The 25,086-nt window shown below is 66.9% G+C and carries 22 protein-coding genes and 1 pseudogene; 12 read left to right on the top strand and 11 right to left on the bottom strand.

Annotation, left to right across the window (positions count from 1 at the left end):
- Positions 1 to 42: 42 nt before the first annotated feature.
- The 3 genes and pseudogenes from H5T74_09410 to H5T74_09400 all read left to right on the top strand — a co-directional run bounded on the left by H5T74_09410 (position 43) and on the right by H5T74_09400 (position 2,091).
- A complete protein-coding gene (locus H5T74_09410) occupies positions 43 to 1,452 on the top strand; it encodes an NAD(P)/FAD-dependent oxidoreductase (protein ID MBC7230589.1) in 1,410 nt (469 codons plus the stop codon).
- A complete protein-coding gene (locus H5T74_09405; GenBank protein MBC7230588.1) occupies positions 1,449 to 1,769 on the top strand; it encodes a 4Fe-4S binding protein in 321 nt (106 codons plus the stop codon). Before H5T74_09410 ends, H5T74_09405 begins: the two co-directional genes overlap by 4 nt.
- A pseudogene (locus H5T74_09400) lies at positions 1,666 to 2,091 on the top strand (B12-binding domain-containing protein). The gene H5T74_09405 and the pseudogene H5T74_09400 overlap by 104 nt, the downstream one beginning before the upstream one ends.
- Here the strand turns inward: H5T74_09400 and H5T74_09395 are convergent.
- From H5T74_09395 to H5T74_09370, 6 genes are all read right to left on the bottom strand, one after another.
- Positions 2,092 to 3,333 (bottom strand): MFS transporter, encoded by a 1,242-nt coding sequence (locus H5T74_09395; protein MBC7230587.1) that lies wholly within the window; start codon positions 3,331 to 3,333, stop codon positions 2,092 to 2,094. It lies immediately after the preceding pseudogene.
- 94 nt (positions 3,334 to 3,427) lie between these two features.
- Positions 3,428 to 4,570 carry an acyl-CoA dehydrogenase family protein gene (locus H5T74_09390; GenBank protein ID MBC7230586.1) on the bottom strand — a complete coding sequence of 381 codons (1,143 nt, stop codon included), beginning with the start codon at positions 4,568 to 4,570 and terminating at the stop codon, positions 3,428 to 3,430.
- A 186-nt stretch (positions 4,571 to 4,756) separates the two neighbouring features.
- Complete coding sequence (locus H5T74_09385) at positions 4,757 to 5,956, bottom strand: (Fe-S)-binding protein (protein MBC7230585.1); 1,200 nt, start codon at positions 5,954 to 5,956, stop codon at positions 4,757 to 4,759.
- Positions 5,957 to 5,973: 17 nt separating this feature from the next.
- Positions 5,974 to 7,365 (bottom strand): (Fe-S)-binding protein, encoded by a 1,392-nt coding sequence (locus tag H5T74_09380; protein ID MBC7230584.1) that lies wholly within the window; start codon positions 7,363 to 7,365, stop codon positions 5,974 to 5,976.
- 12 nt (positions 7,366 to 7,377) lie between these two features.
- A complete protein-coding gene (locus H5T74_09375; GenBank protein MBC7230583.1) occupies positions 7,378 to 8,604 on the bottom strand; it encodes a (Fe-S)-binding protein in 1,227 nt (408 codons plus the stop codon).
- A 219-nt stretch (positions 8,605 to 8,823) separates the two neighbouring features.
- On the bottom strand, positions 8,824 to 9,639 hold the full coding sequence (locus tag H5T74_09370; GenBank protein MBC7230582.1) for a DUF169 domain-containing protein: 816 nt from the start codon (positions 9,637 to 9,639) through the stop codon (positions 8,824 to 8,826).
- 327 nt (positions 9,640 to 9,966) lie between these two features.
- Between H5T74_09370 and H5T74_09365 the strand changes: the two genes are divergently transcribed.
- On the top strand, positions 9,967 to 11,037 hold the full coding sequence (locus tag H5T74_09365; GenBank protein MBC7230581.1) for a hypothetical protein: 1,071 nt from the start codon (positions 9,967 to 9,969) through the stop codon (positions 11,035 to 11,037).
- A 19-nt stretch (positions 11,038 to 11,056) separates the two neighbouring features.
- On the opposite strand, the gene H5T74_09360 is transcribed toward H5T74_09365, so the two are convergent.
- Together H5T74_09360 and H5T74_09355 are read right to left on the bottom strand one after the other, a co-directional pair.
- Positions 11,057 to 11,509: a DUF3795 domain-containing protein gene (locus tag H5T74_09360; GenBank protein ID MBC7230580.1), complete on the bottom strand. Its 453-nt coding sequence runs from the start codon at positions 11,507 to 11,509 to the stop codon at positions 11,057 to 11,059.
- Positions 11,510 to 11,515: 6 nt separating this feature from the next.
- Positions 11,516 to 11,770 (bottom strand): hypothetical protein, encoded by a 255-nt coding sequence (locus tag H5T74_09355; protein ID MBC7230579.1) that lies wholly within the window; start codon positions 11,768 to 11,770, stop codon positions 11,516 to 11,518.
- A gap of 163 nt (positions 11,771 to 11,933) precedes the next feature.
- On the opposite strand from H5T74_09355, the gene H5T74_09350 reads away from it, so the two are divergent.
- The 7 genes from H5T74_09350 to H5T74_09320 all read left to right on the top strand — a co-directional run bounded on the left by H5T74_09350 (position 11,934) and on the right by H5T74_09320 (position 18,222).
- Positions 11,934 to 13,310 (top strand): NAD(P)/FAD-dependent oxidoreductase, encoded by a 1,377-nt coding sequence (locus tag H5T74_09350; protein ID MBC7230578.1) that lies wholly within the window; start codon positions 11,934 to 11,936, stop codon positions 13,308 to 13,310.
- 239 nt (positions 13,311 to 13,549) lie between these two features.
- A complete protein-coding gene (locus tag H5T74_09345; GenBank protein ID MBC7230577.1) occupies positions 13,550 to 14,002 on the top strand; it encodes a DUF3795 domain-containing protein in 453 nt (150 codons plus the stop codon).
- Positions 14,003 to 14,242: 240 nt separating this feature from the next.
- Complete coding sequence (locus tag H5T74_09340) at positions 14,243 to 14,515, top strand: AbrB/MazE/SpoVT family DNA-binding domain-containing protein (GenBank protein MBC7230576.1); 273 nt, start codon at positions 14,243 to 14,245, stop codon at positions 14,513 to 14,515.
- A 111-nt stretch (positions 14,516 to 14,626) separates the two neighbouring features.
- Complete coding sequence (locus tag H5T74_09335) at positions 14,627 to 15,481, top strand: arsenite methyltransferase (protein MBC7230575.1); 855 nt, start codon at positions 14,627 to 14,629, stop codon at positions 15,479 to 15,481.
- Between the two features lie 453 nt (positions 15,482 to 15,934).
- Positions 15,935 to 17,002 (top strand): hypothetical protein, encoded by a 1,068-nt coding sequence (locus H5T74_09330; GenBank protein MBC7230574.1) that lies wholly within the window; start codon positions 15,935 to 15,937, stop codon positions 17,000 to 17,002.
- 280 nt (positions 17,003 to 17,282) lie between these two features.
- Positions 17,283 to 17,696, top strand: a complete 414-nt coding sequence (locus H5T74_09325) for a helix-turn-helix transcriptional regulator (GenBank protein MBC7230573.1) — start codon at positions 17,283 to 17,285, stop codon at positions 17,694 to 17,696.
- 133 nt (positions 17,697 to 17,829) lie between these two features.
- The gene (locus H5T74_09320) at positions 17,830 to 18,222 is read left to right on the top strand and encodes a hypothetical protein (GenBank protein ID MBC7230572.1); all 393 of its coding nucleotides are present in this window, start codon (positions 17,830 to 17,832) and stop codon (positions 18,220 to 18,222) included.
- Between the two features lie 1,122 nt (positions 18,223 to 19,344).
- On the opposite strand, the gene H5T74_09315 is transcribed toward H5T74_09320, so the two are convergent.
- On the bottom strand, positions 19,345 to 20,670 hold the full coding sequence (locus H5T74_09315; protein MBC7230571.1) for a M20/M25/M40 family metallo-hydrolase: 1,326 nt from the start codon (positions 20,668 to 20,670) through the stop codon (positions 19,345 to 19,347).
- A gap of 374 nt (positions 20,671 to 21,044) precedes the next feature.
- Here H5T74_09315 and H5T74_09310 point away from each other — a divergent pair, with 374 nt between their 5' ends.
- On the top strand, positions 21,045 to 21,839 hold the full coding sequence (locus tag H5T74_09310; protein MBC7230570.1) for an enoyl-CoA hydratase/isomerase family protein: 795 nt from the start codon (positions 21,045 to 21,047) through the stop codon (positions 21,837 to 21,839).
- A gap of 327 nt (positions 21,840 to 22,166) precedes the next feature.
- On the opposite strand, the gene H5T74_09305 is transcribed toward H5T74_09310, so the two are convergent.
- Both H5T74_09305 and H5T74_09300 read right to left on the bottom strand, forming a co-directional pair.
- Positions 22,167 to 23,303, bottom strand: a complete 1,137-nt coding sequence (locus H5T74_09305; GenBank protein MBC7230569.1) for an NAD(P)/FAD-dependent oxidoreductase — start codon at positions 23,301 to 23,303, stop codon at positions 22,167 to 22,169.
- Complete coding sequence (locus H5T74_09300; protein ID MBC7230568.1) at positions 23,303 to 25,069, bottom strand: FAD-dependent oxidoreductase; 1,767 nt, start codon at positions 25,067 to 25,069, stop codon at positions 23,303 to 23,305. Before H5T74_09300 ends, H5T74_09305 begins: the two co-directional genes overlap by 1 nt.
- Between the last annotated feature and the right edge of the window lie 17 nt (positions 25,070 to 25,086).

Genomic DNA, 25,086 nt, shown 5'->3' with positions numbered 1-25,086 from the left:
GAGGTGTTATCATGGACGCAGGAGAAAGCCGGGGGTAGCGGCATGCAGCGGTACGACATCATCGTGGTGGGAGCGGGGCCGGGGGGAAGCGTCGCCGCCATGACGGCGGCCGAAGCGGGCATGAAAGTGCTGCTGCTGGAGCGATCGCGGTACCCCGGCGAGAAGAACGCCTCGGGCTTCGCCCTCTCCACCAAGGCCTGGCGCGACTTCCCCTTCATCGCCGAACTGGACCTCCCCTCCATACGCTACAACCGGCTGTGCGTGGCCCATTTCCTCTCGCCGCCCCCGGAGATGGAGGAAAGGTTTTCCATCTCCTCGGGACCGTCCCGGCGCATGGGCTACCCCGAGGCCCGGGATTTCTTCACCGCGGGCATGCTGCGCCGGGAGTTCGACCAGTGGCTGGCGGAGAGGGCGCGGGCGGCCGGGGCAACCCTCATGCTCCAGTCGCTGGCCACGGGCTTGCGGCGGGAGTCGGGGAGGGTGGCCGGGGTGGTCCTGGAGGGGGGAGAGGAGTACGCCGCCCCCGTGGTGATCGGCGCCGACGGGGTGCTCTCCGCCACGGCGCGCCTCTCGGGCCTGAGGGAGAAGTGGCGCCCCGACCAGGTGATAAGCGCCTGCGCGGTGGATTACGCGGCGTCCCGTGAGCGCATGGACGACGTCATCCACGAGGCGGGTTTCCAGGCCTATTTCGGCCCCGGCATCGGGGGTAACTACCTCGTGGCCTACGCCGACGGACTGCACCTGGGCGGCCCCGGGGTGACCAACAGCCTGGTATCGCGCCTCAACCGAAGCCACATCAAGCCGGCGCGCGAGCTCCTGGACTCCCTTCAGGCACCGCCGACGCGGCGCCTGCTGCGCTCCCTGGACGCCCGGCCCCGGGAGTGGCAGGCCCACCTCCTCCCCTGGATGGACCGCATGCCCACCGACATCTATACCGGCGGGCTCATGCTGGTGGGAGACGCCGCCGGCCTGCCCGAGCCTCTCTACGCGGAGGGGGTCTGGCAGGCCATGTACTCGGGGAGGCTCGCGGCGCAGGTGGCCCTGGAATGCGAGGAAGAGGGCGACGTTTCCGCGGCGTCCCTGGCCCGCTACCTGGAACGCCTGGAGGAGAGCCCGGTGGGAAAGGAGTTCGTAGGCGGCAGCGAGCTGCGGCGGCTCTTCGAGATGATGGGAGACCCCGGGCTTTCGCGCGAGCTCACCGAGCTGGCGGTGGACCTGACGGTGAACCTTTTCATGTCCGCGCAGGAGCCGAAGGCGGAATGCGTGGCCCGCGCCCTGCCGGTGCTGGCGGAGAACCTGCCCCTCCTCCTGGAGGTCGCCAGGATCTACCTCCCCATGTTGTTGGAGGTGGAGGGGGAGAGGGTGCGCGGATACCTCACCGCCCTCAAAGGACTGGGCTTCATCCTGCGCGGCGCGGAAGGAGGTTCCGACGCGGGGGAGGAGAGGGGATGAGCGGAAGAATGCGGAGAGGAGGGAAGCCGGAGCGCGGCGGGGACGAGCTGGCCGTGGACCGTTTCGCACTCGCGGATGTGATACCCTCCGGACGCGACTTCATCTTCCTGGACGCCGAAAGGTGCACGGGGTGCGGCAACTGCGTGGCCATATGCCCCATGGACCTGTGGAGGATGCGCGGCGGCAGGGCGGAGCTGGCGGAGGGCTACCGCGGTGTCTGCGTGGAATGCGGCAGCTGCTTCATCGCCTGCGAGGCGGGGGCCGTGGACTTCACTTATCCTCCCGGGGGTACCGGCGTGGCGTACAGATACGCCTGAGGGCGCGCCGGCAAAGAATATCTACCTCCATGTCTTCCAGCCCAGCCAGTGGGAGCTCGGCAGGCTTTGGCAGTTGAACCGTGTGAGCGTGGCCCAGGAGCATTACTGCGCCGCCGCCGCCCAGCTCATCATGTCGCAGCTCTATCCGCGCGTGTTCGGAGGGGAGAGGAGAGGAGAGGCGCTGATCGCGGCCTGGGTGGCGGGGGAGCTGCGCGAGATCGGGCTGCGCATGGTCTCCGACCTCTTCGAGATGGAGGGATGGGACACCTATTATCTGGGGGCCGACACCTCTCTTCGCAGCCTGGCCCCGATTGTCGTGGCTTCATCCGGTGAACGCCTCCCCGAGGAAGGAGGGGAACGCGAAGAGCGCCGCCGAGGTGATGAGGCAGACCAGGCCGCAGGCGAAGAGCACCGCGGGGGCGGAAAAGCGGTCGGCCAGAAAACCCATGAGCATCCCGCCCACCGGCATCATGCCCTGGAAGACGAAGATGTAGAGGCTCATGATGCGCCCGCGCATGTCCCGCTCCACGCGCGCCTGCAGGACGGTGTTCACCGCCGCCGAGAGCATGAGGAAAGCGCCCCCCAGCAAAAAGCCGAGGACCAGCGATAGCCAGAAGGCGCGGGAGAGCGAGAAGGCCGCCAGGGAGACGCCCGCGCCCAGGGCGGTTATCTTTATGATCTCGCTCTCGCGAAAGCGGCGGTTCATCCAGGTGACGAAGGGCGCGGCCACGGCGGCACCCAGCCCCACCAGACCCAGCAGCAGGCCGTAACCCCTGGCGCCCTTTTTCAGCACGTCTCTGGCCATGCCCGGCAGGAGCACGATGAAGGGGAGCCCGAAGACGGAGGCCACGGCGAGGACCAGCAGCAGGTTGAAGGCCCAGCGGTGGCGCCACACATAGACGAGTATCTCGCGCACGTGAGCCAGGGTACCCCGCGGGGGTCTCGGGTTGCGGGGGGTCCTGGTCCTGATGAGCAGGAGGGCGGCGATGACCGCGAGGAAGCTGGCGGCGTTGACGTAGAAGGCGGCGCTGACCGTCCAGGCGGAGACGATGATGCCGCCCAGCCAGGGACCGATGAAGCGCGCCATGTTGAACTCCGCGGCGTCCAGGGCCACGGCGTTGAGGAGGTCGCGGGGCTGCACGAGGTCGGCGATGATGGCCCGCCAGGCGGGGAAGTTGAAGGTGAAGGCGGTGCCCATAAAGGCGGTGATGGCGAGGATCTCCGGCAGGTCCGCTCTCCCGGAGGAGGCGAGGACCCCCAGGGCCAGGGCGCCCAGCATCATGGCCGCCTGGGTGGCGATGATGAGGGCCTTGCGGTTGAGGACGTCCGCCAGGGAGCCGGCGAAGAGCACGAGAAAGAAGACGGGGATGAAGTTGGCCACCGTCACCAGCCCCACCCAGGCATCAGAGCCCGTGAGCTCCTTCACGTACCAGAAGAGGGCGCTCATGTGCACCCAGGTGCCGATGTTCGAGAGCAGGGCGCCCGACCACAAGAGGGAGAAATCGCGGTACCCGAAGGCGGAGAGGACCCCTGCCCCGGCGCGTCCATTACCATCAGCTGCCATGGAAGCGCTTGCGGGTCCCGGGGCGGCGCCTCTTTCCTCCGCTCCTCCCGGTCCGCGCTCCCGGGAACCTTTCTCCGCCCCCGGCATCGCCGTCTCAGCTGATGAGCTGGGCGGAGAGCACCAGGCGCTGTATCTGGTTGGTCCCCTCCACGATCTGCAGGATCTTGGCGTCCCGGAAGAGCTTCTCCACCAGATAGTCCTTCATGTACCCGTAGCCGCCGTGGATCTGCACCGCGTCTGTGCACACCTCCATGGCCACGTCCGTGCCCACGTACTTGGCCATGGAGGACTCCTTGATGGCGTTCATGCCCCGGTCAAGCATCCAGGCCGCGCGGTAGCAGAGCAGGCGCGCGTAGTCCACCTTGGTGGCCATGTCCGCGAGCATGAAGGCGATGGCCTGCTGGCGGCAGATGGGCTTTCCGAACTGCACGCGCTGCCTGGAATAGGCGAGGGCTTCCTCGAAGGCCGCCCGCGCCAGTCCCACCCCGATGGCTCCCACCCCGGGGCGGGAGGTGTCCAGGGTCTCCATGGCCACGTAGAAGCCCTGCCCTTCCCCGCGCAGCACGTTGGAGGCCGGCACTCTCACGTCTTCCAGGATGAGCTCCGCGGTCTGGGAAGCGCGCATACCCATCTTGTGCTCTATCTTGCCGATGGAAAAGCCCGGCGTGTCTGCGTCCACGAGGAAGGCGGTGATGCCCTGGTACCTCTTCTCGGGGTCCACGGTGGCGAAGATGGTGTAGAAATCGGCCACCCCGCCGTTGGTTATGAAGCATTTCTGGCCGTTGAGGACGTATTCGTCCCCGTCGCGCACCGCCCTGGTCTTGAGGGAAGCGGCGTCGGAGCCCGCCTCGGGCTCGGTGAGGCCGAAGGCGCACAGCCGGGGGTTGTCGGGGTCGGTGAGCCGCGCCAGGTAGGCCCTTTTCTGCTCCTCGTTTCCCCCCAGCAGGATGGGCAGGATGGCGATCTGGTTGAGGGCGATGGCCGAGGCGATGCCCACGCACCCCCACCCCAGCTCCTCGATGACGATGACGTTGTCCAGCATGCTCAGCCCCGGGCCGCCGTATTCCTCGGGGACGCCGGAGTAGGTCAGCTCCAGCCTGGCGGCTTTGCGCACGATGTCCCAGGCGAACTCGCCCCTCTCGTCGTATTCGCGGGCCACGGGCCTGATCTCGTTCTCCGCGAACTCGTGCACCGTCTTCTGTAGGGCCTTTTGCTCATCGGTCAGCGCGAAGTCCATGGCATCTCCCTCCTCTTCGAAGCCCGGCGGCGCGGTCGCCGCTGCATGCCGCAATCATTATCTTCCGCCGCGCGCGGCGCTTCAACTTACCGCGGTTCGGTTCCACGGAGCCGGAGGCGTCGACTCTCGCCTGCTCTGACTGCAAGGGGTCTTGCCCCTTCGTCCGCGTCCCTCATGAACCGTGGATCACCGTGCCTCGATGCGGTAGGTGCGGGGGGAGAGGAGTTGGGGGAAGGCCTTCACCGCCACGTTGCCCAACATGCGCAGGGTGCGCCGGGGGGCGGGGTGGTAGGGTTCCTCGCCCAGGGCCTCCTTGAGGTACTCCAGCAGGTGGCGAACCGGCTGGCGGGTTGGGTAGAGCCAGCGCAGCATGGACAGGGTGAGCTGGCAGCCCCCGCAGTAGGTGGCCAGCTCGTCGGCGCCCGTCCCGGCCGCGGCGCGCAGCTCCCTGACCGCCGCCAGGTACATGTCCAGGGGGTTATAGCGGTTGCAGCCCGCGGCCATGCCGCAGCACAGGCCCTCGGCCGGGTCCTCCACCATCTCCCGCATCTCCAGGCCTATGAGCCCGTAGAGCCGCCGCGCGGATCCCGTGACCTCCTCCCCGAGGATGCGGCCGTGGCAGGAGTCGTGCACGGCGATGGAGCGGCCGAGGCGCCGCCTGATCTCCAGCTCGCCCGCCTCCACCTTCTCCAGCAGGAACTCCCCGAGATACCTGGTCCGGAAGGAGAACTCCGCCCCGAACTGCCCCGGCAGGACGTTGCGGAAGAGGTTGAGCCCGGCGGGGCAGACGAAGAGCATGGTGCCGATGTCCCGGCCCCGGTAGTGGGCGGTGAGCCTCTCCGCCGTGCGCGCCACCACGTCGAAGAGGCCCATGCGGAAATACATCTCGCCGCAGCAGAGGTCGAAGGCACCCGATACCGTGATCCCCTCCATGTGGGGGCCGTGCAGGAGATGGGGGAGGGTGAGGGCGTTGCAGCCGGGGTAGAGGACGAGCTCCCCCTCGGGCGGCGTTTCCCTCCACTCTCGCAGCAGCTCCCGCTCCCAGGGCTGCATGGTCCTTACCATATCGGTGCGGAAGTTGGGCTCCGAGGCGGGCATGAGGTAGGAGGCACGCACCGGCAGCCCGCGCTTGCGGTAGCGCTCGTGCCATCTCGCGATGATGAGCTCGTAGGGACGGCAGCCGCGGGGGCAGAAGGCGTCGCAGGCATAGCAGCTGATGCATCTGCGGTGCACCACGCGGGTGGGCTCGCCCGCGACGAGCCTTTTCATCTCCTCAACCGCCTCCGCCCGCGAGAGGTCCAGGTAGCGGCAGCGCGCCAGGCAGTCGCCGCAGAGGTCGCAGTCCTCGTAGCGGAAGAAGTCAAACCCGCCCGTATCACCGCACATCGCCGCCCCCTCCTTTTTTACAACGAGAGCCCCAGACGTCTCCTTTGCGCCGCGCCGTATGCTCCTACCGCCGCCTTGAACCCCAGGGAGACGAGGCGCCGCGTCACGGGGTTCTGCACCGCGGGGCTGCGGTAGAGGGCGGCGAGCGCCCTCAGTCGCAGGCGGTCTCCCCGCGGCAGCTCGGGCAGCGGCTCGACCTGCGGAGATATGGCAGCGGGCTGAAAGCTCTTCCGGTGGCTCGGGAACAAGGCGTACTTCACCAGGTGGTTGGAGATCACCGCCATCATGTCCCAGGCCCGCTCCCGGTGGCGGTGGTCCGGGCTCCCGCCCGCCGCCAGCTCCACCAGCTCCACGGGATGGTAGAAGGGCATCCTCGACCCCTCCATCTCCTTGATCACCGAGAGGATGAAGAGGCAGGCGGGGCAGTAGATCACCGCCGCGTCCGCCCCCGTGGCCTCGATCTCCTTGAGGCGGCGGCGGCCGGAGGACATGATGTCCATGACCCGGAAGCGGGCGGCGGCGGCTCCGAAGCCGCAGCACATGGAGCGCTCGCCGTGGTGCGCCGCCTCCACCACGCTGCAGCCGGCGCGTCGCACGACCTCCCGCACCACCTCCTGCAGCCTCCCCCCCTCCAGCTTGGAGAGGCAGTTGTCGTGTACCGTAACCCTCATGCCCAGGGGATGCCGGACCTTGATCTCCCCGGCTAGCAGCCTCTCCAGCAGCCAGTCGTCCAGGGTGGTCACTTCGAAGTCGAAGCGGGCGCCGAACCTCTCGGGCAGGATGTGCTTGAGCACCATGCCCTCGGCGCTCATGGAGGCCACCACCCGCTTCACCCCCATCTCCCCGAAGACGCGCTCCAGGCGGCGGGCGATCTGCTCCACCAGGTCGAAGCGCCCCGTCTTGTAGATGTCCCCGGCGCAGCCGAAGAGGGCCTCGGAGCCCACGACCTTGGGAAGCCCCTCGAGCACCTTCGCCCGCAGCAGGTAGGGGACCACGCTGGTATAGAAGCCGGTGAGGCAGATCTCCTCGCAGGGGGTGAAGTCGTCCCAGGCGTCCAGCAGGGCCAGCTCGTCCGCGGGCATGATGGCCTTGAGGGAGGACCAGATGTTGCAGGGCTCTGACGGAGTGACCAGGCGGGCGGCGGCGGGCAGCCCCTCCTGCCTCCTCTCCCACCAGCGCTCCAGCACCAGCTCGTAGGGGTCGGCGCCGTTGGGGCAGACGGAGTCGCAGGTGTGGCAGGTGTTGCAGACCTCCAGGGCGCGCGACTCGCCCCGCTCGATGAGGTCGGCGATCTCCCGCCGGGCCTCCTCGCGGGGGAGCTCGAGGTAGGGGCAGGCGGCGAAGCAGTCGCCGCAGCCGTCGCAGAGGAAGTCGCGGAAGAAGCGGAAGGGCGTGCTCCCCGTGTCCATCCCCCCGCCCCCCTATTCCGCCGCCCCCGGTGGCACCTCGGGTATCTCCGGGATGCGGTACCTCTTGCGCGAGAGGGTGAGGGGTACCTGATGGCGCATCACCCCGGCCAGGAAGGCGCGCGCCCTCCACCCCATGGGGTGCTGCGGCTCCTCCCCCAGCGCCTCGGAGAGCAATTCCAGGATGTGGTATACTGGTCCACCCAGCGGGAAGAGCACCCGGCCGGTGGAGAGCATCTGGAGGCACCCGGCGCAGTAGCTCACGGTGTAGTCCGCCCCGGTGGCGCGGGCCTGCAGCAGGCTCTTCACCGTGGCCAGGGTGATGTCCATGATGTGGTAGCCGGAGGCGGGAGGGAAGCCGCCGGCGATGCCGCAGCAGAGGGCGCGGCCGCGCCGCTTCTCCTCCTCCACTACCTCCAGGCCGACCAGCTCCAAGATGCGGCGGGGCACGTCCATGTACTCCTCTCCCAGCTGCTTGCCGTAGCAGGATTCCTGGATGGTGGCGGTGCCGGAAAGCCTCTTTTTTATCTCCAGCTCCCCGGATTCGAGCTTCTCCAGTATCACCGGGAGGTAAGGCCTGACCTCGAAGCCGAAGTCCACCCCGTAGGCGGGCAGCACGTTCATGAACATGTTGCACCCGGCGGTGCACAGGATGTTCACCCGCTTCACGCCCAGGGTCTTGAAGTACCTCTCCAGGCGCCGGGCCACCTTCTGCACCTCGTCGAAGAGGCCCATGCGGTAGTAGGTCTCGCCGCAGCAGTAGTCCAGGGTGCCGCGGATCTCCAGGCCATCCAGGGCCTTCGTCCTGGTGAGGAAGGGGGCGGTGATGATGTTGCAGCCGGGGTAGAGGATCTCCTCGGCTGGGGAGTGGTCCGCCCATCTCCGCAGCAGCTCACGCTCCTCCGCGGGCATCCTGGCCACCACGTGGGTGCGGAAGTTGAGCTTTTCGTGGGGCGAATAGTACCTGGCCCGCAGGGGCAGCCCGTCGCGCACGTAAAGCTCGTGCCAGCGCTGGAGCACCAGCTCGGTGGGGTTGCAGCCCTCGGGGCACAGGTGGTCGCAGGCGAAGCAGCTGGCGCACTTGCGCAGCACTTGCCGGGTGGGCTCACCGGCGATGAGCCTCGCGATCTCCTCCCGGGCCGTCTTCTCCGTCAGGCCCATCACCGGACACTCGCTGAAACAGAGGCCGCAGCGCGTGCATGCCTTTTCATTGAACGGCTTGGCGGGCCTGAGATCATCCATGACGCTCCCTCCCGGTGACCATCGCTCCCCCGTGGTTTTGGTCCCCTAAGTATATCAAAGCCCTCCTCGATCCAAGGGGTCAGGCCCGGAAATTGGATTGAGTCCATGGGGTCAGGTCCGGAATCTGGATTTGATCCAAGCCCGGAATCTGGATCGAGCCCGCCTCCCGTGCCCGGCGACGCGCAGAGCCGCGATTCAAGCGTCCCCGGCGGGCGCCCGTCATCCGCGCTCGTCTATCTTATCGCGCAGGTACTGGAATCCGGGGGTGATGCTCTCGGTGATCCCGGTGGGGAGCAGGGTGCGCACCGGCTGCCCCATGTTCAGGCGCCCCCCGGCCTTGAACAGGCTCTCTGCCACCTCGCCGAGGAGGGTGCCCGGAAACCCGATGGCGATCTCGTAGTCGTAGGTCCCGGAGAAGGCGCGGTCGCCCATGCCGGGGATGACCACCTGCGGCACCCCGGTGAGGAAGGGCACCAGCCCGCCCTTCATGCAGGACTCGCCGAAGCCCTCGAAGTACGAGGTGGGGAAGTGCTCCCCGCCGTAGGCCAGGGCATGAATGATGTGGGTGACGCTCTCCGCGTTGCCGTACACCAGCACGCTGTCCGGGACCACCGTGGTGAAGGGCAGAGGAGAGGCGATGATACCTGCGTACTGCGCCGCCCTGGCCAGGTTCTCCTCCCCCAGCATCCTGAGCCCGTATTCGCAGCGCCTCCGCTCCGCCTCCTCGTCGCGGTGCCAGCCCTGGCGGATCTGGCTCTGGATGAACTCCTCCCAGGGTATATCCACCCAGCGGTGCCAGACCGTGGACGGTACACAGAAGTTGTCCGCTTGGCCCATGCAGGAGGTGATCCCCCAGCGTCGCGCGTAGGTGAAGGCCTGGCACAGGCTCCACTTCTGGCCCGAGGCCGACGGGCGCGCCATGCCCTCCCCGAACTCCGCCTCGTCCCTCACATACCTGATGGCCACCGGGTAGGTGGCCAGATGCAGCCGCTCGTAGAGTTCCCGCCCCGCTTCCCGGCAATCCTCGATGTCCATGGCGATGCCTCCTTTCCCCTTCGCCGAACCCGCCGGCGTCATGGCACCTGCAACCCCTACTATACAGGGAGTTCCGCCTGCCCGCAGGGCGCCAGTGGATCGCCGTCGACCGCCGTCATCGCCCATCTTACCGGCCTTCCTCGTGCATGACCGGCTTCCCCGGGGCACGGCGGCGAGGAAAGCCGCCGTCCTTGAGCTTCTCGGGATGGCTCACGGCTTTTATGGAAATCCCGCTTCAAAAAGTCCTCCTGGATCCGATATATTTAGAAGATACGTTATAAGGGGGCGTTGGAGAAAAGGCGGTAGTCACAGCGGGGAGGAATAGCCATGCACATCAATATCTGCGGGGAATGCGGGGTCCCCGAATACGTGAGTTCCGAACACCTGTGGTTGAGATGTGGCCTCATCGCTCAGAAGAGAGACCAGCGTCACGTGGTCATATTCATCGAGAGCGAGAACCTGGACCCGCTCTTCGAGGGCATAGAGGACCTGATCGGCGTATCCATAGGGAGGATTGTACTCACCACGCGCCGGCGCGCGGGGCGAGCCTACATGTCACGCATGGTGCCGCCGGGCTTAACGGAGATGCTGCAGAGGGGAGAGCTGAAACTGGGCGACATCTTCGGGGCCTTCGTGGCCATAGGTCATGCCCTGGGTTACGGGAAGTTCGAGCTCTTGGACTACCGCTACCAGCAGGACGATGACGATTACGCCCTGGTGCGCGTGGAGAAGCCGTATTCCGCGGTGTTCGGGCTGTGCGACCCGGCCGCCGCCATGGAGGCGATCACCGGCTACGAACTCTCCTTCGAATCGCGAAAGCTGGAGGACGATGTCTACGAACTGCGGATCTTCCGGTCCGTCCATGCGCAGGAATACAGGAATCGCCTGATCATGAGACCCTACACCCACGGCGAGGGGGACATAGACTTCGAGACCTGTTCCTCCTGCGGGGTGCCCCGGGAGCTGTCCGGTTTCAGGTGGGACCTCGAACAGGGGACCATCACCTGCAGGACGACGGGAAGACGTATGGCCTTCTTCGCCCCCACGGTGATCGACGCCATCTTCGGGGAACTGGAGAGGGAGCTCGGGGAGACCATCCCCCGCACGGTGGTGGAGGCCCAGCGCCGCTTCACCAGATCCGGCCTGTACTCCACGCGGGAGATAGGCGACGTCGAGGCCTTTCGCAGGCAGCTCGCCGTGCGCGGCCTGGGCAACCTGAAGGAGTTCAGGATGGGTTCGGACGGCCTGCGCATGCGCCTGGACAACGCCGCCGTCCATCTTATGGTGGTGGGCCTGGCGCAGGGCATCTACGAGATGGCGTGGAGCACCGAGAGCAGCGTGGAATGGGAGCTCTCGCCCGAGGGCGACCTCGAGGTGGAGGTAAGACCTCGGGGATGACCCCCGCCGGCTCGTTCCTTCAGTCCACGTCCACCTCGGAGGAGCAGGTGCGGCAGCGCCTTGCGCCGCGGAAGAGGGGGGCGCCGCAGCGCGGGCAGCGGTAACGCTTTTCCTCCTCCTCCACCCAGGCCTCGGTCCCCAGCTCCCTCCAGGTGGGGATGGCGCGCATGATGACCTTCTTGCCCACGGGGAGGGGGAAGTTCTCGATGAGGTCGCAGGGGAAGTCGTCGCAGCGGTGGCATCCCTCGATCCCCTTGCGGGCGCAGCAGTCCCTGATGGGGCATACTCGGCAGTAGAAGAAGAGGTCATCGGAGAGGCACCCCCCGCAGCGGATGTCCTCCGGCGAGCTCACCCCGTAGACCGACACCAGCCTTTCCTTGAATTTCCGGTTGCCGTCGCGGTGGGCGATGCGTACCGCGCACACGCCGCAGTAGAGCCCGCACGGCGCCAGCAGATCACGGTCGACAGCCATCTTCGCTCATTCCTTCCGGCCTTCATCGTCCATGCCCAACTCCTTCAGCCTCGCGGCGAGGAAGGCGGCCATCTCGGGGCTCCGCGCGATGGCCTCGCGGATGGTCCCCACCGGGTCCAGCGAGATGTAGAAACCGGCGTCGCTGACGTCGTCCAAGTCGAAGGCCTGCCAGGCGTAGCCTTCCAGCACGGCGGGCTCGCGGGATACGTTCTCGGGTCCGAGGGCAGCCTCCAGCTCTTCGCAGGCCGCATCGATGGACATGGGTCCCCCTTTACCGCGTGCGCGACAGCCTGGATCGATTATAAAGGGTCGGGTCCTGAGTCTTGAATCATGGAAATTAATGGTACGATACCGAGGTTCGGGGCCTGACCCCGCGGGCTGGTATGATGGAGGGAAGGAAGGCGAAGGAGGAAGGAGGACGGACGTGGCGCGGAAAGAGGCGGACGCGGTCATCGTGGGGGCGGGCACTTCCGGGACCTACCTGGCATGGAGGCTGGCGCAGGCGGGGTACCGCTGCCTGGTGCTGGAAAAGGACGGGCTGGAGAACCTGGGCACCGCCATCGGGCCCTTCCACATGGAGGAGGCGGCTTTCGAGAGGTTCGACATCCCCCTCCCCGAGGGGGAAGAGCTCCTGCACCGCCTGGAAACCGTCACCATGTGGCCTCCGTGCATGCAAGGAGGGGTGACGGCCCGACTGGTCACCTTGGACATGGACAAGCCGCGCTTCATGCGTCGCCTCATCTCCTACGCCCGGGAGGCGGGAGCGGAGTTTCGGGAGCGCACGGAGTTCGTCGGCGTGATGAGGGAGGGGGGCGTTCCCGCCGGCGTCCTGGCGCGGGGTCCGGAGGGTGAATACGAGGTGGCGTGCAGGTTGGTGGTGGACGCTTCGGGGATCGGCGGAGCCGTGCGTGCCGGCCTGCCCGCCACGCCATGGTTCGAGAACGACCCCATCGACGATATCGATACCCTGGTGGTGTACATGGAATCCTGGGGCGAGCTGGAGGGAGACCGCCGCCCGGGCATCAACTCCTACCTGCACTTCCAGGGATGGTACGCCCCCAGCTACGACGAGGAGATGATCGTGGGGGTGGGCATGCCCGCGAGCCTGGAGGGGGCGAAAAAGCGCCACCAGGCCTTCGCCGCCACCCTGCCCTTCAAGGGCGTGGCGAAGAGCTCGACCACGGGACGGGTCCCCTACCGCCGCCCCCCCTTCTCCCTGGTGGACAACGGGGTCATGGTGGTGGGGGACGCCGCCTTCATGAACAAGCCCTTCAGCGGAGAGGGGGTCACCTCCGCCTTCACGGCCTGCGCCATCGCGTCCGAGGTGGCCTCGGAGGCCCTGAGCCGCGACGACCTGACCCGGGAAGCGCTGTGGCCCTACAACGTGCGTTATTTCCGTGACCAGGGGGCGAAATTCGCCTTCCTCACCGCGCTGATGCCGGCGCTGGTATCCCTTACTCCGAGGGAGATAGACTTTCTCTATTCCGTCCCCGGCGTCTTCAGCGAGGAGGGCACCCGGGCGCTCAACCTCGAGTACGAGCTCAAGTCGGACCCGGCGCAGACCCTGCGGGATCTTCCCGCCCTGGCGAGAGGCATCGCCGCGGGCAGGCTCCGGCTCGAGTCGGTGGCCCGTATGGCGAGGATGGCGGCGGCGGCGGGGGCCCTGAGGAAGCTCTACGAGTCATACCCCGAGCACCCGGTGGATTTCGGGGCCTGGGCAAAAAAGGCAAGGCCGCTCTGGAAAAAAGCGGATGACGAGAGGCACGCCTATTTCCGGCGCGTGCTGAGCGAATACGCCTGAGGGGCACGCCGGGAAAAAGAGGAAGGGAGGGAAGATGGGAAGGGGTTCAAGCATGGCGCCGTCCCGGCCCTTCACGCCGCGTGGCGAATGACGGCGGGGAGACGGATGCGAGGGCGCTCTTTATCGCTCCCCGGCGGGGTGATGCCGGGATGACGGCGAGGCGAAAAAGGGGTTCTGCGGCGGGCCAGACGCGGTGGTTGTACGACGGAGGCGCGAGAAAGCGCGAGAGTAGAGGAACCATGGCCGAAAGGCATGAGCAGATGGCCGCCTACTGCGGTCTCTATTGCGAGGAATGCGCGTTCCGTACCGGGACCATCCCCGACCTGGCGCGCGACCTGCGCAGGGAATTGCGCAAGGCGAGGTTCGAAAAGGTGGCCGAGGTCATTCCCTTCATGGACGCGGACGCGTACAGGTGCGCCTACGATTTCCTGGGTTCCCTGGTCAAGCTGCGCTGCAAAGGATGCAAGACGGGCTCCCGCTCGCAGTTCTGCCACATCGCCCAGTGCGCGGTGAAGAAGGCATACCGGGGCTGCTGGGAGTGTGCCGGGTTCGCGGAGTGCTCCAAGCTGGACTTCCTGGTGCCGGTGCACGGGGACGCCCACCTCAAGAACCTGCGCAAGATCAGGAAGGCCGGCGTGGAGGAGTGGGTGGCGGGAGGCCCTCTCTGGTATTCCGCCCCCCGGAAAAAGTAGGAAGTGACGGTGGGGAACGGACGGCCGGGAAGCCGTCGGCATGGCGGGACGACGCCCCTTTCCCGCGGGAAGCCCCCACCGCCGTTGATACCGAAGAGCCCGCTCACGCACTTTCAGGCGGAACGGGACGAAGGCCATGATCCGCCGCCGCCCTTGCGTTTGCTGGAGGACCTGGCTATTATTTCAATATAATCAGATATACCAGATATATCAGTTAATTCTGACCCGGGAGGTGAAGGGATGGCGGCGAGGGCGAGAAGCTCTGAATGCTGTGCCGGCGGCGGGAAGGAGAGCTTATGCAGGGTCGAGTCCCTGATAAGCGTGGACGAGCGCGGCCAGATGGTGCTGCCCAAGGAGTTCAGGGAGCGCGCGGGGATCAGGCCCGGGGACAAGCTGGTGCTGGTGAGCTGGAGCAGGGGCGGGGAGGTCTGCTGCATGAGCCTCATCAGGGCGGACGAGCTGGTGGACATGGTCAAAGAGAGGCTGGGCCCGCTGATGGCGGAGGTGCTGTAGGGTGACGGCCACGGGGAAGAGTGGGGGGCGGGGGCGAGAAGGGGAGGAGCCCCCGCCGGACCGGTGTTGAGTCCGCGGGAGGAGAGACGGCTGTAAGGAGGAGGAAGATCCATGGAGGATAAGGAGTTGAGGAAGCTGGTGCGCGAGGGATACGGCGCCATCTCCAGGGGCGGGGATGCCTGCTGCGCCCCGGTGCAGGAAGGATGCTGCGGACCGGCGCAGACGGGGTGCTGCGGGTCGGGCGCCGCGGAGGACATCAGCGAGCGGATAGGGTACGGCAGGGAGGAGCTGCGCTCCGTTCCCGAGGGCGCGGACCTCGGCCTGGGGTGCGGCAACCCCGTCGCCCTGGCCTCGCTCCGGGAGGGGGAGACGGTGCTCGACCTGGGCTCCGGCGCGGGCCTGGACTGCTTCCTGGCCGCAGGCAGGGTGGGCGAGGGCGGCAGGGTCATCGGCGTGGACATGACTCCGGAGATGCTCGAGAGGGCGCGGGAGAACGCGCGCCGGGGCGGTTACGCCAACGTGGAGTTCCGGCTGGGTGAGATCGAGAACCTGCCCGTGGCCGACGCCAGCGTGGACGTGATCATCTCCAACTGCGTGATCAACCTCTCTCCCGACAAACCCAGGGTCTTCCAGGAGGCCTTCCGCGTCCTCAGGCCGGGCGGCCGCCTCATGGTCTCCGATATCGTCCTCGACGGAGAGCTGCCGCCGGCGGTGAGGGAATCGGCCGCCGCCTACGTGGGGTGCATCTCCGGAGCGGCGCGGAGAGAGGAATACCTGGGGATGATCAGGGAAGCCGGCTTCGAGGAGGTCGAGGTGGCGGAGGAATCCGTCTTCCCCATCGACTGCATGGCCAACGATCCCACCGCCCAGGCGGTAATGGCCGGGCTGGACCTGCCGCGGCAGGAACTCGATCGCCTGCTGGAGGCGGTGCGCAGCGTAAGGGTGAGGGCGGTGAAACCCGCCTGATCCCCGGCGCTCGACCGGGCGCCCGAGAGATCCCGGGGGGTGTTCGGGCAGGGGCGGTAAGGGGCGGCCGGTCTCTCATCAGGCCCTCGGGAAGCACGCGCGAATACATGCCCCTCTTACGTCAACGGCGACCTCGGTAAAGCCCCCGCCTCCTGGTCTTCAACCGCGTTGATGCGCATTCCCGTCGCCGGTCCACCCGTGCCCGGCCGCGCCGGCCGGCGCCGGACCTCGCGTACGCGGGCGGCTGCGAGGCGGTCGCGCACGGCGCACCCGACATGAACTACCCTTCGCACTTCCCCTCGAAAGGCTTAACCCTCTCCCCGTAAGGCTCCCCTGACCCGCACGTCGGGAATGGACTCCGATTCGCCCTCACCGGCGCCGCCTTCATCCCGGCTTGGAGTGCTATAATGCTGACGTGGTGTCAGGTTAACGGGGGAGAGGATGGTGGGTGCCATGAGGATCGAGCCGGTTATCGACGAGTGGCTGGGCCCGGGGGAGAAGGACGGGGAGATCGTCCCCCTCACCGCCCGGGAGAACGGCGTCAACCGCGAGGCGGCGCGGAGCAGGTTCTACGGCGAGTGGTGGTACTTCGATGCCCGCCTCGACGACGGGCACGTGGTGGTGGGGTTCATCCAGGCCTCCGAGTTGATGACGCGAAAACCGGGAATCGAGATCCACGTCTACAAGCCCTCGGGGGAGAAGCTCTCGGTGGTGAAGAAGTTCCCCGCCTCCGAGCTGCGCGCGGCGGAGGACAGGTGCGACGCCTGGGTGGGGAGGAACCACTGCTGGGTGGAGTGGCCGGAGGAGGGGGACCTCCCCACGCACTACCTCTACATCTCCGAGGAGGGCATGGAGCTGGACCTCGTCTTCAAGAGCGAGGTGCCGGGATGGAAGCCCGGCCGGGGCCGCACTCGCTACGGCGACCTCGGCTACTTCGGCTGGGTGGTCCCCATACCCCGCGCGCGGGTGGAGGGCAAGGTGAGGTTCGAGGGCCGGACCCTGGAGGCGAAGGGCATCGGCTACCACGACCACAACGTGATCACCGCCGACGCGCGGCGCATCATCTCTTGGTGGTACTGGGGGCGCCTCTACACCGAAGACTTCACCCTCCTCTACGCCTACGTGCGCACCCGGAAACGCTTCGGCAACGTGGCCTCCAAGCCCCTCATGCTGGCCTACCGGGACAGGGTCATCGTGAGCTCGGGCGAGATGACCCTCAGGGAGGGGGAGGCGGTCTTCGACCCCAAGGCCAACCGCACCTACCCGGCCTGGCTGGAGCTGGAGATCCCCGGCCAGGTGTACCTGCGCCTGGAGGTGAAGAGGATCATCGACTGCAACGACCTGTTGCGGGAGATGGGCCACCCCCTCATCCTCAACGCGGCGGTGCGAAAGCTCATCAACCGCTTCATGCGCCCGGGCTGGTTCCGCTTCGAGTCCGACTTCACCCTGCGCGTGCAGCACGAGGGACGCCATTTCGAGGAGGCCGGCACCACGCTGCACGAGATGGTCGCCCTGCAGTGACGAGGCCGGTTTTTGATCTTGAACCGGCCTCCATGCGGTAAGGGGCGGCCTCTCCAGCCCCGCGTTTTCCCCCGGAACGGGGCGGGGAGACCAGGGTTCGAGGGCTGACCCCGGTTCTCCCGGAGCGGTAAATCCGGGGTTCAGTCCTAGGCTCCCGATCCCCGCTCTCCCCTGATCGGTCACAAATAATTAATATTATCCATAAAATTAATATTGACATAATGTTTATATTATTATAACGTTACACTAAGAGCGGGACCTTTCCGAAAGGAGCGGGAAGATGGGCAAGACCAGGTGCAGCGACGAAGAGCCTCGCGGCGGCGCTCCACTGCCGGACGGCCAGAATCCCATACCCAGGCGTTTCCTTACCCCCAGCATCCTGCTCCTGTTGGGCGAGGAGCCCATGCACGGATACGCGATCCTGGGCAAGCTGGTGGAGCTGGGAGCGGTGGGTAAACGCTTTCCCTTGCCGGTCATCTACCGGGAACTCCTACAGATGGAGGCGAGGAAGCTGGTGGGGTTCAAGTACGCGAAGCCGGAGGGCAGAGGCCCGGCGCGGAAGGTGTACCACCTCACCAAGAAGGGGTGGAAAGAGCTCTCCGTGTGGGCGGAGAGCTTGAAGGAAGCGAGGAGGTTCATCGACGAGTTCGAGAAGAGGTACGGGAGGCTGCAGGGGGAGTTCTCGTGCGTATAGCGGTCGAGAGCGGCATGGATCGAAAATGCTGCCGTCCGGATCGCCGGAGCCAGGACAGGAATCGGAAGCGATACAAGGGGGTATGAAGGATGTTGGAGAGACTGATGGTCAAGGGTGGATGAGCTGAAAAAGGGTGATCACCCCCGAGATAGTGCGCTATGTCGAGTCGGAACCCGCGGGGGATTACCTTACGCTGGTCTCGAGCGTCGCCGCGGTCATCGTCTGTTTTGTGCATCTCTTCAACGGCTGGTTGGGTTATCAGACCGCGTACGGACTGGCCATGCTTGCGATCTGCGCGGCCATCGCGGCTTTCTCCGGCATGCTCGTGGCTGCCCGTTTCCTTTTCCAGAGGGTGCCCGGACTGCGCTCTCCCGCGTGGGCTTACTATGCGGGTGGCTTCGCCCTGATGGCGCTCACGGTAATGGCGCTTGTCTTCGGGTGGCGTAATGCCGCCCCCACGGCGGTGTTGTTCTTTCCCTTCCTGAGCGGAGTGGTGTTGTTCGTGGCGGGGATGATCTCCGGGTAGCCATCCGGGAGGCATCCCGGGGCGAGAAACCGGGACGCAAGGCCGCGACCAGTAAGACGGCGCCTCGAACAGACAGTGAAAAAGCGCGATTCGCCGGGATCGGCACCCCCCATCCCCTGCGCCCGGCGGGTCCGCTTTTTCGTTCCGGCCCTCGTCCGGCGGCGGATGGAAGGCAAGCGGGCTTCGGACCCGAACAAAAGGTGGATAAGAGCGGGGCGAAGGCGGTCGAGCTCAAAACGACCAGGCGCTCTTTTCGCACCAGCGGGGCGACGGCGGTAGCGTCCGTCGCCGATGAGTGCGTCATCGCGATCACCGTATCCTCGCAAGGCATAAGCGGACCGAATGCGCAAGGCCGTACCTGTTGCCGCGAGAGGTTTCGAGGATGCCGAATTACCTTCCCATCAAAACATGCCGGGCGCCGCGCTAAAGCTATGGGCCTCCCGCATGAGGGAGGCGTCATGAAGCCGACCGCTCTGCTCCGTGTCCCTGAAAATATGATCCATAGGATGATGCGATAGAAAACTAACGGGTTCCGGCGCGTCATAATGGGGGAGCTGATGGAGGCGGCCTTGGAGCTGGACCGTCATTAAATGCCTGCCAGATATCCCAACGGCGTTCCCTATGGAAAGCAGTATGAGTTCCACACCTCGAACAAGGCGGAGGAGCCATAGATCGTGCGCGAAAGCCGGTAAAAGCCTGCCGCGAGATATTGAGGAATACCTGAACCGCATCCTGTCCGCGACCAAATCGCCTACGGTGATCTTTTTCGGGTCCATGGTCGCGGGTAACCCGACGAGGTGGAGCGATCAAGATCTGAAGGTCGTATCCGAAAGTCTTCCCCGGGACTTCTGGGAGAGATAGGAGTTGCTCCGGCGGGGGAAACCCGCTTTCGTGGACATGATCAGCTTGACCCCGGATGAGGTGCGCTGCAAGATAGGGCGCGGCCTCGTGCTCGACGCCCTCCTGCGGGGAGAGGTCCTGGTCGGAGATGCCGCCGAGTTACAGGGCTCGCCCGAGCCTACGCGAGAAAGCACGGGCTTAAGCGCACCGAGATAGGTTACGTTCACGGGTAGCGCGAAGAGGAGCTCTTTTGCGGGACGTCCGCATGGATGCCGTTCCATCTCACCCCTGTGTGCAAAGGGAGGCGGCCAGGTCGAAGAGGAACCTCACCCCCTCCCTGACGTCCTGGACTGCGATTCGCTCGTCGACGCCGTGGATGCGCGCCAGGTCCGCGAGTCCCACGCGCGCGGGGATGATGCCGTAGCAGGGAACGCCCCGGGCGCGGAAGAAGCGCGAATCGGAGAGGCCGGAGAGCATAAAGGGGCTGACCGCCGCGTCGGGGTAGTTGCGCGCCACTGCCTCCGCGATGGCGTCGAAGAAGAGGCCGGAGTGGGGCGACGCCGGCGCCCTTTCCATGTCCATGAACACGTCCACCTCCATCTCGGGGTCGGCGAGGGCTTCCCTTATATGGGAGAGGAACTCCTCTCCCTCCGTCTCCGGCAGCAGCCTGCAGTCGAGAAAGGCCTCCGCCCGGTCGGGGATGACGTTTATCTTCACTCCCGCGTTGAGCATGTTCAGGCTCACGGTGTCGCGCAGCACCGCGTTGAGGGCGGGCAGCGCCGTGAGGTTGTTCTCCTCGATGAGGCGGGCAAGGGTGGCGGGGTCGCCGTCTTCCCGGAAGGGTGCCAGGATCTCCCAGTGCTCCGCGAGGCGCTCGAAGAAGGCCAGCATGGTGGGGTTCACGCGCAGGGGGCGCCTGTCCTCCAGCAGGCGCGCCAGGGCGGGGACCATGCGCTCCAAGGCGCCCCGGCCGGTGGGCATGGAGCCGTGCCCGCCCACCCCGCGGCGCAGAAGATGAAGCCAGAAGCCGTACTTCTCCGCGCTGGCCACCAGGAAGAAAGGTCTTCCCGGCACCAGGTCCATGGTGGCGTATCCTCCCTCGTTTATGACCACGCCGGCCGCGAGCTCCTCCGGGTAGGCCTCCAGAAGCGCCCGGGCGCCGGAATAGCCGCCGGCCTCCTCGTCGGCGACGGCGAGGAAGACCAGATCCCTTTTCAGGGGCAGGTTTTCGCGCGCGGCGGCGATGAAGGCGAAAAGCTCCATGATCCCCATGCCCTTCATGTCCAAGGCCCCGCGGCCCCACACGAAGCCGTCGGCGATCTCCCCGGAGAAGGGATGGAATGACCAGCTCTCGGGATCGGCGGGGACCACGTCGATGTGGTTGAGGAACAGCAGGGGACTTTCCTCTCTCGTCCCCCGCAGGCGCGCCAGCAGCGACGACCTGCCGGGGGCGGTCTCCAGCAGACTGTACTCCAGGCCTTCCTCGCGCAGGATGCCGGCGAGGAATTCCGCCCCGCGGGATTCGTTGCCCGGGGGGTTGGTGGTGTCTATGCGCAGGTATTCGCAGAGGGCGGATACCGCCTCGGTACCCAGTTCATCCCAGTCCATCTTACCTCCCAGCCTGTTCTCTGGGCGACAACGCCGTATTCAGGGAGACGGCCTCCTGCTGCCGCGTTCCGGCCCGAGGCCCCGCAAGCGACGGATGGGCGGGAGGAGAATCGCCGTCACCGGGGGCGACTGTCCTCCAATCCCACGGCGTTCCAGGCATCCCGAAGGGCACGCTCCACATGCGACCCGGGGATGCGGCGTGAACGCCCCTCCGAAGCCCGACGCCATAAATATACCCGAAAGGGGAGCATATATGGCAGCGGAAGAACACATAAAGAACGCATATAATCGTTGTGGCGATCCTGAGCCGGCGTAACGGCTGCGATCAAGCCCGGCGGCGGCTGCATTGCGAGAGTTGCGAGGAGGTATCCCACATGCGCTACGAGAACCTCGAGATCCGCAGGGAGGGGCGGGTCGCGGTGGTCACCCTCGACCGTCCGGAGCGAGGGAACGCGCTGAGCACGACGCTGATGCGCGAGATCGAGCATGCCGCCCTCGCTTTCCGAGAGGACATGGAGACGCGGGTGGTGGTGTTCACCGGCTCCGGAAAGCATTTCAGCGTGGGGGCGGACCTCAAGGACCCCGCCCAGGCGGCCTCCTTCTCCCTTCCCCTGCTGGAGAGGCGGAGAAGGTTCGAGTTGGGGCCCCGCATGATACGCGCCCTGCGGGATATGGACCAGGTGACCCTGGCGGCCGTAAACGGGATGGCGCTGGGCGGGGGGGCCTGCCTGGCCTCCGCGCTCGACTTCCGCATCGGGGCGGAGGACTGCGAGGTCGGCTATCCCGAGAGCGGCCTGGCCATCCCCCTGAGCTGGGTAAGCCTTCCTCTCTGCGTGCACCTGGTGGGACCCTCCAGGGCGAAGAGGTGGCTGATGACGGGGGAGAGGCTGGGTGCTTCGACCCTGCTCGACTGGGGCTTTCTCGACGAGGTCGCGTCGCCGGACGGGCTGATGGCGAGGGCGATGGAACGGGCGGAGCTCTACGCCTCGCGCCCTCCCGTGGCCTTGCAGATGATCAAGCGCAGCGTGAACGCCCTGGTGGGGGCCCTGGACGAGGCGGTGATGCACATGGACGGCGACCAGGTGCTGCTGGCCCAGACGGGGAGGGACTTCCGGGAAGCCGTCACCGCGTTTTTGGAAAAGCGTCGGCCCGAGTTCGAGGGAGGATAGGCCTGCCGTCACATCTCCTGCAAGCAACCGGGGTGGCCTCAACCGCGAAAAAGGCTATGGCCCCGCGGGGAGCGCGTCCGGGGCAGGCCTAGCGAGGAAGGCTTTGGTGACGGGAGATGACATCCATGCCCTCGACCCGCTGCAGGGCGACACGTGATGGGCAAGCCACCGAAGCAATCTCCCGCCGTCGAGCACACCCCCTCTCAGCGGCAACGGGAGCGTCCTTATAGGACTTCCTTCCTGGGTGAGGCGCTCCGCTCGTCGGGCATGGGGCACCGCCTTCCGGTGGTGATCGCCCACGGAGGCCTGCGCCCGCGGCCCCGGGGGCTAGAGCCCGAAGACCTTGCTTATCGCCTCGGGGTTGTCCTTGAGTCCATGGAAGGCGCGGTTGAAGGCCTCGGGGTCCGCCGCGGTTACCGCCATGCCCTGCAGCGCCTGGAGCTGGGGGAGCATCTTCGCCTCCCACTTCTCCGCGTAGCGGGCCAGCGAGGCCTCCGAGAAGTCGCCGTCCTCCAGGGCCTCCAGGGCGGTCTTGGCGGCGTAGTTCGCGGAGCGCACCGCCGAGGCCACGCCCTCCAGGATGAAGGGCTCCACGAAGCTCCCCGCGTCTCCCACCAGCAGGGCGCCGGCGGCGTGGTTCACGCCGATCTGCCCCGCGCTGGGCACGCGCCATCCCATCCAGGGCGAGACCTGCCTGGCGCCGCGCATCTTCTCGCCGTGAGGGCTCTCGGCCACGAACTTCCGCACCATCTCCTCCGCGTTCAGCGGTGAGTCCACATACTTGGACATCTGGATGCCGACGCCCATGTTCACCACGTCGCCGTAATGGGGATGGGGCGAGAGGCAGACGAATCCCGGGGTGAACTCCGGGTCGTAGTGCACCTCCACCACGCGCAGAGGCGGGTTGCACCCCGCGAAATAGGCGCGCCCCGCCAGGTACACCTGGTCGTAGTCGTCGCGGAAGAGCCCCAGGCGCTTGGCCACCCAGGAATGGGAGCCGTCGGCGCCGATCACTATGTTGCAGCGCAGCTCGGTGAACTCTCCCTGGTACTTGGCCCTGACCCCTCGCACCTGGCCGTCCTCCACCACCAGGTCGTGCACCCAGCATTCCTCCCACACCTCGGCGCCCAGGCGCGCAGCGTTCTCCTTGAGGATGTTGTCCCCGATGCGGCGCGGGCAGGTCAGGCCCTTCTGGTTGGGCCCGCTGATGGCGGTATAGTCCGGGCTGGAAAGCACTACCTCGGGATAACGGTAGCCGGCCTCCAGCAGCTGCTCGTAGACGCCCAGCTCCTCGTAGGTCCTCGCCCCGAAGGGGCCGTAGATGTCGCTGCAGGGCTTCTCGCGCGGGAAACGCTCCTTGTCCACCATCAGTACCTCGACCCCGGCCTGGGCCAGCCTGGCCGCAGCGGTGCTCCCGCCGGGGCCGGCCCCCACCACGATGACCTCCCATTCCCTGCGCTCCATCAGCGATCACCTCCCGTCACCGGCGAGCTCATGGTTATGACGTCTCCAGCCGGGCAGGAGGCGCGGCAGGTGCCGCAGCCGATGCACAGGTCGTGATCCACCTCCACGTAGCCGCAACGCATGCAGCGGCGCGCGTCCCTCTCCAGCGCCCCGGCGTCGGGAGGAAGCTCCACCTCGGCGAAGGAGGCCAGCGCCGCCGCCGGGTCCAGATGGGGAAGCCGCAGCGGCTCCAGTTTCTCCAGGCGCACCGGGAAGACCTTTTCCTCCAAAGGAGCTCCCACCACGCCGCGTTCCGAGGTGTCCGTGACGATGCCCTGCAGGCAGGCGTTCACCGCGCGCGCTGCGCGGCGGCCTGAGGCCATGGCCTCCACCACCGAGCCCCTACCCCCCACCAGGTCGCCGGCCGCGAAGACGCCAGGCCTGGAGGTGGCCCCGGTGGACGGCTCCACGCGCAGTCCGCCGCCCTCATCCAGGTCCAGGCCCATGCGCGAGAGCAGCGTCGCGTCCGTCGCCTGGCCCACGGCGAAGATCACGCAATCGGCCCGGAGCTTCATCTCCACCCCCTCCTCCAGTTCAGGGAGCGGTCTTCCGCGCGCGTCGCAGCGTATCCCGCACACCCTCGCCAGCTCCACCTCCTCCGCCCGCATCCAGGAAGAGGTGATGCGCACGGGGGCGAAACCGGCGACGATCTCCACCCCCTCGCGGCGCGCCTCCTCTATCTCCCAGGAGAGGGCGGGCATATCGCATTCCTGCTCGATGCATACCAGGCGCACCGTGCGGGCGCCCTTGCGCAGGGCGGTGCGGGCCGCGTCGGTGGCCACGCTTCCTCCGCCGATGACCACGGTGTTCTCTCCCACCTCCTGCGGGCGTCCCTGCTTGACGGCGGCCATGAAGGAGAGGGCGTCGTGCACGCCCTGGTAATTACTGCCAGGGATGGGCAGCTTGACGCCGCGCGGCGCCCCCAGGGCTAGGATCACCGCCCTGAAGCCCTCTCTCTCCAGGTCCTCCAAGGAGGGCGAGATCCCCACCGCGGTCCCGTAACGCACCTCGATGCCCTCGCCCACGGCGAGGGAGAACTCGCGTTCCCAGATCTCATCCGGGAGGCGGAAGGGAGGAACGGCGAGGCGCACCATACCCCCCAGGCGGGGCGCGCGCTCGAAGATGGTGACGCGGTATCCGAGGGATGCCAGGTCTGCCGCGGCGGTGACGCCGGCTGGGCCGCCGCCCGCCACGGCGACGCGTATGTCCAGGTTGCGGCGATATCTCCTGCCCTCCGCGAGGCCGTTCTCCCAGGCCCAGTCGGCCACGGCGCGCTTGGCGGCGCGGATGGGCATGGGCCTGTCGATGAGCATGCCGCGCTTGCATTCCTCCTCGCAGGGACGCGCGCAGATCCTCCCCAGAACCCCCGGAAGGGGGTTGACGGCGGTGATTAGGCCCCAGGCTCCCTTCCAGTCTCCCCGGGCGAGGAGGTTGAGGTATCCCTCCGGGAAGTGCCCGAGGGGACAGGCGAGGCTGCAGGACCTGCCGGTCAAGGCCTCCATGTCGCGGGGGAACATGATCCCTCCCTCGGCGCAGTCCGGGCACAGGCGGCATATCTGCCGCTGCGCCTCGCGTATGGCGCCGGTGGGGCAGGCGTTGAGGCAGGCGCCGCAGTTGATGCAGCGGTCGCTGTCTATGCGGGGCGAGGCGCTCTTGCGCAGCCTTCTCTCGTCGCCTCCGTCCCAGCGCAGGGACAGGCCCAGGGATGTATCACCTTTGCAGCTCATGAAATCGACCTCCCTTT

The sequence above is a fragment of the Actinomycetota bacterium genome (assembly GCA_014360645.1).
GTDB lineage: Bacteria > Actinomycetota > Geothermincolia > Geothermincolales > RBG-13-55-18 > Solincola_B.
The sequence above is the reverse complement of the archived record's forward strand: the minus strand, read 5'-3'. Positions and strand labels throughout refer to the sequence as shown.

What these genes read in the sequence shown, in the direction of transcription:
- H5T74_09380 (MBC7230584.1), bottom strand. Translation starts at nt 7,365, where the DNA reads ATGGACACGGGGAGCACGCCCTTCCGCTTCTTCCGCGACTTCCTCTGC.
- H5T74_09365 (MBC7230581.1), top strand. Translation starts at nt 9,967, where the DNA reads ATGCACATCAATATCTGCGGGGAATGCGGGGTCCCCGAATACGTGAGT.
- H5T74_09325 (MBC7230573.1), top strand. Translation starts at nt 17,283, where the DNA reads ATGGGCAAGACCAGGTGCAGCGACGAAGAGCCTCGCGGCGGCGCTCCA.
- H5T74_09330 (MBC7230574.1), top strand. Translation starts at nt 15,935, where the DNA reads ATGAGGATCGAGCCGGTTATCGACGAGTGGCTGGGCCCGGGGGAGAAG.
- H5T74_09370 (MBC7230582.1), bottom strand. Translation starts at nt 9,639, where the DNA reads ATGGACATCGAGGATTGCCGGGAAGCGGGGCGGGAACTCTACGAGCGG.
- H5T74_09355 (MBC7230579.1), bottom strand. Translation starts at nt 11,770, where the DNA reads ATGTCCATCGATGCGGCCTGCGAAGAGCTGGAGGCTGCCCTCGGACCC.
- H5T74_09360 (MBC7230580.1), bottom strand. Translation starts at nt 11,509, where the DNA reads ATGGCTGTCGACCGTGATCTGCTGGCGCCGTGCGGGCTCTACTGCGGC.
- H5T74_09300 (MBC7230568.1), bottom strand. Translation starts at nt 25,069, where the DNA reads ATGAGCTGCAAAGGTGATACATCCCTGGGCCTGTCCCTGCGCTGGGAC.
- H5T74_09390 (MBC7230586.1), bottom strand. Translation starts at nt 4,570, where the DNA reads ATGGACTTCGCGCTGACCGATGAGCAAAAGGCCCTACAGAAGACGGTG.
- H5T74_09405 (MBC7230588.1), top strand. Translation starts at nt 1,449, where the DNA reads ATGAGCGGAAGAATGCGGAGAGGAGGGAAGCCGGAGCGCGGCGGGGAC.
- H5T74_09410 (MBC7230589.1), top strand. Translation starts at nt 43, where the DNA reads ATGCAGCGGTACGACATCATCGTGGTGGGAGCGGGGCCGGGGGGAAGC.
- H5T74_09305 (MBC7230569.1), bottom strand. Translation starts at nt 23,303, where the DNA reads ATGGAGCGCAGGGAATGGGAGGTCATCGTGGTGGGGGCCGGCCCCGGC.
- H5T74_09375 (MBC7230583.1), bottom strand. Translation starts at nt 8,604, where the DNA reads ATGGATGATCTCAGGCCCGCCAAGCCGTTCAATGAAAAGGCATGCACG.
- H5T74_09310 (MBC7230570.1), top strand. Translation starts at nt 21,045, where the DNA reads ATGCGCTACGAGAACCTCGAGATCCGCAGGGAGGGGCGGGTCGCGGTG.
- H5T74_09315 (MBC7230571.1), bottom strand. Translation starts at nt 20,670, where the DNA reads ATGGACTGGGATGAACTGGGTACCGAGGCGGTATCCGCCCTCTGCGAA.
- H5T74_09340 (MBC7230576.1), top strand. Translation starts at nt 14,243, where the DNA reads ATGGCGGCGAGGGCGAGAAGCTCTGAATGCTGTGCCGGCGGCGGGAAG.
- H5T74_09395 (MBC7230587.1), bottom strand. Translation starts at nt 3,333, where the DNA reads ATGGCAGCTGATGGTAATGGACGCGCCGGGGCAGGGGTCCTCTCCGCC.
- H5T74_09385 (MBC7230585.1), bottom strand. Translation starts at nt 5,956, where the DNA reads ATGTGCGGTGATACGGGCGGGTTTGACTTCTTCCGCTACGAGGACTGC.
- H5T74_09345 (MBC7230577.1), top strand. Translation starts at nt 13,550, where the DNA reads ATGGCCGAAAGGCATGAGCAGATGGCCGCCTACTGCGGTCTCTATTGC.
- H5T74_09335 (MBC7230575.1), top strand. Translation starts at nt 14,627, where the DNA reads ATGGAGGATAAGGAGTTGAGGAAGCTGGTGCGCGAGGGATACGGCGCC.